This is a genomic window from Acinetobacter sp. ANC 3781 (genome assembly GCF_004331285.1).
In the GTDB taxonomy this organism is placed as follows: Bacteria; Pseudomonadota; Gammaproteobacteria; order Pseudomonadales; family Moraxellaceae; genus Acinetobacter.
Genome location: NZ_SJOH01000036.1, coordinates 1 through 7,737 on the forward strand (window position 1 = coordinate 1; position 7,737 = coordinate 7,737).

General features: G+C 34.8%; 9 protein-coding genes and 1 pseudogene. 8 read left to right on the forward strand and 2 right to left on the reverse strand.

Features of this window, described 5'->3' with window-relative positions; translation table 11 throughout:
- Positions 1–187: pseudogene (locus E0H89_RS16575) on the reverse strand (hypothetical protein); the annotation flags it as partial.
- Positions 188–1,278: 1,091 nt separating this feature from the next.
- Entirely contained in the window at positions 1,279–1,473 is a 195-nt protein-coding gene (locus E0H89_RS16225) for a hypothetical protein (RefSeq protein ID WP_131218546.1), read from the reverse strand.
- Between the two features lie 106 nt (positions 1,474–1,579).
- On the opposite strand from E0H89_RS16225, the gene E0H89_RS16230 reads away from it, so the two are divergent.
- The 8 genes from E0H89_RS16230 to E0H89_RS16530 all read left to right on the forward strand — a co-directional run bounded on the left by E0H89_RS16230 (position 1,580) and on the right by E0H89_RS16530 (position 7,207).
- Entirely contained in the window at positions 1,580–2,803 is a 1,224-nt protein-coding gene (locus E0H89_RS16230; protein ID WP_131218548.1) for a phage/plasmid replication protein, II/X family, read from the forward strand.
- Between the two features lie 13 nt (positions 2,804–2,816).
- Positions 2,817–3,113, forward strand: a complete 297-nt coding sequence (locus E0H89_RS16235) for a hypothetical protein (RefSeq protein ID WP_131218549.1) — start codon at positions 2,817–2,819, stop codon at positions 3,111–3,113.
- Between the two features lie 372 nt (positions 3,114–3,485).
- Complete coding sequence (locus tag E0H89_RS16245; RefSeq protein ID WP_131218552.1) at positions 3,486–3,815, forward strand: major capsid protein; 330 nt, start codon at positions 3,486–3,488, stop codon at positions 3,813–3,815.
- A 64-nt stretch (positions 3,816–3,879) separates the two neighbouring features.
- Complete coding sequence (locus E0H89_RS16250) at positions 3,880–5,106, forward strand: virulence factor TspB C-terminal domain-related protein (protein ID WP_131218554.1); 1,227 nt, start codon at positions 3,880–3,882, stop codon at positions 5,104–5,106.
- Positions 5,099–5,377, forward strand: coding sequence for a DUF2523 family protein (locus tag E0H89_RS16255; protein ID WP_131218556.1), 279 nt, complete (start codon positions 5,099–5,101; stop codon positions 5,375–5,377). Before E0H89_RS16250 ends, E0H89_RS16255 begins: the two co-directional genes overlap by 8 nt.
- 10 nt (positions 5,378–5,387) lie before the next feature.
- Positions 5,388–6,608 carry a zonular occludens toxin domain-containing protein gene (locus E0H89_RS16260; protein ID WP_131218557.1) on the forward strand — a complete coding sequence of 407 codons (1,221 nt, stop codon included), beginning with the start codon at positions 5,388–5,390 and terminating at the stop codon, positions 6,606–6,608.
- Complete coding sequence (locus E0H89_RS16265) at positions 6,605–6,946, forward strand: hypothetical protein (RefSeq protein ID WP_131218559.1); 342 nt, start codon at positions 6,605–6,607, stop codon at positions 6,944–6,946. Before E0H89_RS16260 ends, E0H89_RS16265 begins: the two co-directional genes overlap by 4 nt.
- A gap of 87 nt (positions 6,947–7,033) precedes the next feature.
- Positions 7,034–7,207 (forward strand): hypothetical protein, encoded by a 174-nt coding sequence (locus tag E0H89_RS16530; RefSeq protein WP_165494073.1) that lies wholly within the window; start codon positions 7,034–7,036, stop codon positions 7,205–7,207.
- Positions 7,208–7,737: the final 530 nt, after the last annotated feature.

A 7,737-nucleotide genomic window follows, 5' to 3' on the forward strand; every position in this document is an offset into this window, starting at 1 on the left:
AATAACTTAAGCACAGAAGAATTTGATCTTCTATGCTCAATTTGGTTGGTCTACCTTTAGCAGGGACATTCATTTTCAGTTGTTCAACCATTAAATCAAAGGTTGAACAAGAGATGCCTGTATATCGCTTAAACTGTGTTTCAGAAAGCTTTTTTGAATCGACGTATTTCATACGCAAATTATGCATGAATATTTAAAATTCTTCGGTACAAATAATCCGCAAGAGATAGATCGTTTTTTGATTTATGAAAGAGATCTATTATTTACTAAATAATGCAATATAAGAACAACCGCCAGTTAGGCAGTTGTTATATCTCCTATACTGACGAAATAAAAACAATATATCTCGAATCTGAAAAAGAGCGGAGCTAGTGCCACGCTTCATGTGATTTATACAATGGAAAGTGTAATGAATTGGATAAAATAAGTGTAATGCTCTAATCCTTTATTCTAAGCAGCCAGTTTTTATGCCCAAAGCAATGATTTAAATACGTGGTTAAATTCTGGCTACTTTAAGTGAAAAACTGCCGAATAGATTTTATATCAAACTGATTAAACCTTGATAATAATGATTATCTGTATGATTTATAAGCAATATAAGATTGTTTTTTTGGTGAGAGTATAGGGGCTGTAAAGTCGACCGCCATTAAAGCGCTCTCCGACATTGCGGTCATAGAAACGGAAGCCATGAATACTGACATAAATAGGCTTAGCAAATATTCCATGGAGTTATGCGTTGATCGCAGATTTCCTGCAAGACTGGCAATCGTTTAAGTTCTTTATCCGACATAGACACCAACATATCAAACCGTCCCCTAATGAAATTGCAAAAGTGCATATTCTAAAAGTGGACATTTTTACTTTGGAGAAACCGGACATTTCTATTTTGGGCTTACAAACCGATTTCGTATAATATGATCGTGATTATGTTATTTGCACTTCACATTGCTACAAATAAAAAGCCCATTGATAAATCTCTCCAGTGGGCTTTTTATTTGTCAATGTTGCTAGGATCGCAGAGGGCAGAGAAGTGCATTTAACATCAATCCGTATTATACGAAATTAGTCTGCGAGGAGCGGAGTGGCTCGGACTTGCGACGCAAGGAGCGAGTGACCGAACTGCACCGCACCGCAGCTGATTTTTGAGTAGGCACACTACTGTCTAATAGTGTGCCTGAGTCTCGAAAGTTTTCTTTAATTCGCTCTATGAGCTATATACAACGGAGCTTTCAGAGTTATTAAGAATGGTTCGCATCTATCTAATAATTTGTTTATTATTTAATCATCTTTTCCTAGAATTTCCTGTCTGTACTTTATTACTTCATCTGCTTTTAAATTTTTTAAATGATATTTGATCAATGCATGTATCACATCTGTTTCCTTCATTAATGCTTTTTTCTCAACAACAAATTTCATTAATGCTTCTTTCACATCTTCAACTTCATCTGATCTTAATTTATATACTTTGCTCATAACTAAGTTACCAAGTTAATTTTTTATATTGTAACAATGTAAAAAGGTTGACAAGTTATGTTTAAATTTTGTTTAATGTTTTAAACAAAGTTAAAAAGTAACTTTTATGCTCGATTTCCTCCGTTTAGCGATTCCAATCAATCTTGCGTATGTACGCAGTTTTGATAATCACCATACTTTCAATGGGGATATTCGCGACTTTGGAGTTCCTGCAGCAACTCGCCATGTTAGTAAAACAGATGACGGTCAAACCATAACAGGGGACTTGTATCACCCTTATGAAACCCTCGCGAGCGATTTTACAGACATGGCTGTCAAGTTCTATACCAATACGATGAACACTGTCCCTTATGTTGAGTTAAAAGCATCTCCACTTAAGCTTTTACAGGGTCACAATGTTTATGGCTTTGAGTCTATAGAACTCGGTGCATTGCACATGCTCGGAATGTTTTTTGAAGCATTTCCTAAATTGGCTTCAATTCTTGATCAAGAGAAAACCGAAGTTCTTTGCCTAGATACAACCTATCTTTTTAGATTGCCTCATCAGAACATGGTTCAACCTGTTCTTGACTACATGGCAAATCTTGCATCTGGACATCGTAAAGCGCGTCAAATCAAATATGAAAATTACATCACTTGGGGCAATGATGCTGCCAGTGTTCGACCTAAAGCCTATGGCAAATTTGAAGAAGTAAAAAGCCAGTTAAACAAGGTTCAGAAACAAGCAGACAAGGGCTGTATGCGTTCTAAAACGCTTGTTATGGCTATGCATGATGTTTTGCCTTTTGCTAATGCTGTTCTTCGTTTGGAAGGGCGTATTTGTAAAACCTATCTTACTAAAAACGGTTATCCGTCAAATTTATTTCAGTTAATTAAACTGCAAAATGAACAGCCAGAATTATTGCTACGCCTCTGGCACGTAGCTTTTGATCCCATTCTCGACACAATGAAGGGTAAATATATGAATTTTTCATCCGATGGAGAAATCTTAGATTTACTTAAATCTAAGTTAGTTACTTATACCAAAACAGGTAAGCCAAGCTATACCAAAGCTATGAATGCTATGAAGTTTTATTCATTGGTTCGTCAAATGGGTTTACAAGCAACTCAAAAAATTTATAGCAAAGCACAGTTTCATAAATCTCTAAATTCACTTTTAGAGTGTGAAATTTCAAAGGGTCATTTACAGAACCTTGCTAAAAATCCTAACGGCAAAATCATTCCATTTGTACGTTTATTAGAACTCAAGATGTGCGACCAGATGCCATCTGACTATCAAATTCCAGTTTCACAATACAGCTCGAAACCGAGTTTACATTTAGTTGCCTGAGGAGGCTTTTACCATGCAAGTTCAATTTAATACACGCACCATTTTGCCATCTGTTTATCGTTCTGAAAAAGACGGTGTCGAGAAAGTTTATTTATCTACTACGGTTTTCTCACCGCAACGATACAACTTAACTCCAGCAGCTGGAGTCATGCCAGTCGAACAGATCCAGGCTGTCTTAGCTGAATGTGCTGACAATGCACAAGAAGTAGAAATTCAGTTTGTTGAATCACAAACCAAGTTTGGTGCACAGATGCAAATTTTCAGTGTTAAGCCTTTGCCTAAGAAAAACATAATGGAATCAAAGCCTTAAAATACACTATTTCGTATAATATAGATTATGTAAACAAATCAATAACTTAGGTAAAAATAATCATGACACAGTATTTTTATAAGTGCAAGAAATGCGGAAAACAATTCGAAAATCATGCTTTTTACTGTGTCCATTTTTATCAATGTGGAATTTAAGAAATGGCATATGTCTGTGAATCATTAGAACTAATCGACGGTGTACAGACGTGTGTTATGTGGGTAATCCAGAAAGATCCTCTTTCTTTTTTATCTGGGCTAACAGCCGAGCAAGCCCAACAACTAGGTATTTTAATCATGTACGCATGTGTTACTGCCTTTTGTTACAAACTGCTCGGCTACTTCATAAAAACTTTCATTAAATAGGGGATCTATCATGGATCAACAAAAACAAGATTTAATCGGGCGCGTTGAACGTTTACCAGTAAAAGATTCAAAACTAATTGCTGGACATATTCGTCAAGGCTTCAAAACAATGAACCCAAAAGCTGCTGCGGCTTCCTTTCTAACTGCAGGTATGTTGCTTTCACATGCTGCCCACGCAGAAGGAACTCCCACTGAATTAATCCCTGCCGCAACAGTTGAAGAACTTAAAACATTGATCATTGGCTTGATTGCCACGATTGCTGTTATTGGTACTGCTTATATCACTGTATTGGTCGGCATTTCTGCGTTCTCAATGATTCGACGTGTTGTTAAAGGTTGATCATTGAATAATTCAATAAAGCGTCTTAAATGGCGCTTTATTTTTATTCTTGGGGGTATTTGATGTGGATCTTTTTAATTCTCGTTTTCCTTATTTGTTTTATACTTTTTTCCTGATTTTAATATCCTCAAATTCTTTCGCTTCTTCAAATTTAAGGGATTGGACTTTTAATAGTTCTGGTCAATTAATATTACATATAGATGCAACTACTCAATATAACGATTCGTTATATTCAAGATCAATTACGCTTGATAATAATATTTCTAATCATAAAGCTTATGTATTATCCATTGTTAAAAATAGATTATTTAGAGTAAATGATGGTTTTACAATTTCGTCAGTCTCAGATTTACATTCCAAACTACTTCAAGCGAATTGGATCATTGATAATGAGAAACGCATTATCTATAAAGATGTTTATCCAGATCGTGAATGTTCCTATTTTAATGCAGATCATGAACTTGTTGATTTTACTGCTTATGGTATCCCTAAATTCCAATGCCCTTTAGATGCTATGAAGGCTCGCGCTGATCTTAGTGCAACTCAACGTGATCCTCCTCGTTCCTATACATGGAATGGTTGGCAATCTGAAGCTATTAATCATTCTGATAATATTGTAACAGCTCGTTATATGTTTCAAGAGAATGGAACTACATATTATGAGCAATTAACAGTATCTCGTTTTTCAGTACATGATAAAGAAGTCTTACCTAAAAGAATATTTATCACTGAGAGTCAACTATTTGATTTTATTCTTTCTTGCAGTTGTTTTAATTTAATTGATGCTTATAAAGCTTTTAATAATTATGAAAAAATAAATAATCAGGGCTATTTATATTTAACTAATAGGTTAATGCCTTCTGAGCCTACAGTTACAGATATTGTTCTACCTGATGACGGTAATACTGGTGGTGGTAATACTGGCGGTGGAAATACTGGTGGTAATACTGGCGGTGATGGTTCTCAATCTTCATTCTGTACTACATTTTCAACTGTTTGTGATTTTATTGACTGGTTTAAGAAAGATCCAGATTCAGCAACTAATGATCCTTTAAATATTCAAGACTCTGATTATGGACATTATTACACTGAATATTTCCCTTGGACTGCTCAATGCCCTAGACCTGTCGTTATTGATGCTGACATTGATTTAATTTTTCATGTAGAACATTTTTACTATGAATATGATTATTCATTTCTTTGTGAATTTCTTTTCAAGATAAGCAATTACATTATTTTTGCAGCTTACATCGGCTGTGCCTTCATTATCGGAGGGGTTAAAAATGGCTAGACTTTTAATACTTGTCGCTCAATACCTTCTTGGATCTGTATTAAAGAGAGTTCTTTTAGGTGCAGGTTTAGGCTTTGGATCTTACCTATTTTTAAATGGCATTTTTGAAAAATATATAGAACTAGCTCAACAAAGCACAAATTCTTTTGAGAATGGTATCTGGGGTTTATTAGCTCTGGCTGGACTAACTAAAGCTATTAGTCTTCTCATCTCTGCAACTGTTGCCCGAATGGTTATTCAGACTTCCCAATTAGCACTCAGAAAACTATAGGATATTTATTATGATTTATTTATTCACTGGTGCTATTGGCACAGGTAAAACAACTTACGTTACTGATCAGCTCATGAAAGCTGATAAACAAAATCAAACTCATATTCAAAATGGTGAACTTGATAAAGTCCGTCAAATCTTTTCAAATATTGATGGCTTAAAAGTTACACATGAGCCTTTGCCTGATGACTGGCGAACTACGCCTAAAAACTCAATTATTGCTATTGATGAATGCCATAAAATAGAAATTTATCAACCGTCACGTAAAGTTTTGCATGACGATCCTCGTATAGTTGCACTTAATGAATCTCGTCATACTGGACATGATATTTATTTTATTACTCAAGCCCCTAAATTTTTACATCAACATATTAGAGGGCTAGTAAATGAGCATTATCATTTTCATAATCCTATGGGTTTAAATGCTGCTACTGTCTTTTTATGGCGTAATGGTAATACTACTTCTCCCGATTCTGATGCAGCAAAAAATAAAGCTGAACGCTCTTTTATCTATACTTTTAGTAAAGATGTACAAGCAAATTTTTCATCTGTTGAAGATGATGCTATACATACAAAAAAACGTAATATTCCAAAAAAAGTTATCGCAATTTTGACTTTGCTTGTTTGCCTAATTTCTTTCATTTCTTATAAGTTATTTTTTGATGAACGTACTACAGGGAACCTCACTGGAGAAACCTTTACCAATGCTTCAAAAAATCTCTCTGCTGCTAAAAACGATCCTGAAAGTTTAGGTAAACAATTTGCTCCCTCTTTAGCTCAAGATCAAATTTCTATTGAATGCCGCAAGGGTGCCAATGTTGAAAAGCCTGAATGTGTTAAATATTTTGATGATCTTACAAATAATAAGGGTTCTGTAGGTGGTGAAACTATCGTTTCTTATAATCCATCTAATCCTTATGATCTTGATGAAATTCAAGAATCTGTAACCTATCAAGTAACTGCTAAACCTGTTTTTTCAGGCTGTACAAAAATGAATGGTAAATATACCGCTTACACTCAACAAGGAACCCGTATTCAAAATGTCTCCAGTAGCGATTGTAATCGTTTAATTGAAGATGCAGACCGTCCATTTAATTACTTTGCTCAAGATAAAACCCAACAAGAATATTCACAACGTGATGAACAACGTTATCAATCTGAACGTCAAACTAGACAATCTTCTGAAGATATTGCTCGACATCAACAAGCTAAACAAGAGGGCTTAATATGAATCATTTAACACCTGCTGATCTATCTGCTATTACATCTATGTTTATAAATATTTCTGTAATAGCTGTAATTTTTTCTCTTATGATTGTTTTAATGATTCAATCTATTTATAGAAAAATAATTAGACACATTAATTTTCCTCATAGAATTAAAACTGAGGAAGGTTATCTCTATAGATCTGTTACTGGTCTATATGCTACTAAGCAAAGATGTGAAGATATACTTTTTGAAAAGAAGCTTAAAAGACGTAAATTTTATATCGGTTTTCATCGTTCTATGCTTAAACGCTTAGATGCAGAGCGAGTGTCTACGAGTGATTCGGATATTCAAAATTCTTAAACCTTTTCCCTCTGATTACAAGCTCCCTTATAATCATAAAACTTAGATACAGAGAATCCCGAAGGGTTCGAACTGCTGGAGATAACAATGGAATTTACTTTAGAAGAATTAGAAGATATTTATGAAACTTATTTTGACAGAGGCGTTATAGACAATCAGAAAGTTTTGATTAAGATCAACACTGAATATACATATTGTTCCCTTTGTAATCATCTCATTCCTAATGCTGAATATCAGCAACATTTTGATGATCATGAATAGGCTGAGATTTCGTATAATAGGCATTATGTATCACCTGGGAAGTTAGCCTGGTCAAACTTATTTTTCTTTAAGTTATTGATTCTTCGTTAAGCTAACTTTTTTTGACTGGCAAAATATATCACTGGAGAGATCAATGAGTGAAGATTATTTTTTTATTTGGTTAGCTGCACTTTGCTTTTGTCTATTCTCCTTTATTCTTATGATTTTTTATAAAGACTGATTTCGTATAATATGATCGTGATTATGTTATTTGCACTTCACATTGCTACAAATAAAAAGCCCATTGATAAATCTCTCCAGTGGGCTTTTTATTTGTCAATGTTGCTAGGATCGCAGAGGGCAGAGAAGTGCATTTAACATCAATCCGTATTATACGAAATTAGTCTGCGAGGAGCGGAGTGGCTCGGACTTGCGACGCAAGGAGCGAGTGACCGAACTGCACCGCACCGCAGCTGATTTTTGAGTAGGCACACTACTGTCTAATAGTGTGCCTGAGTCTCGAAAGTTTTCTTTAATTCGCTCTATGAGCT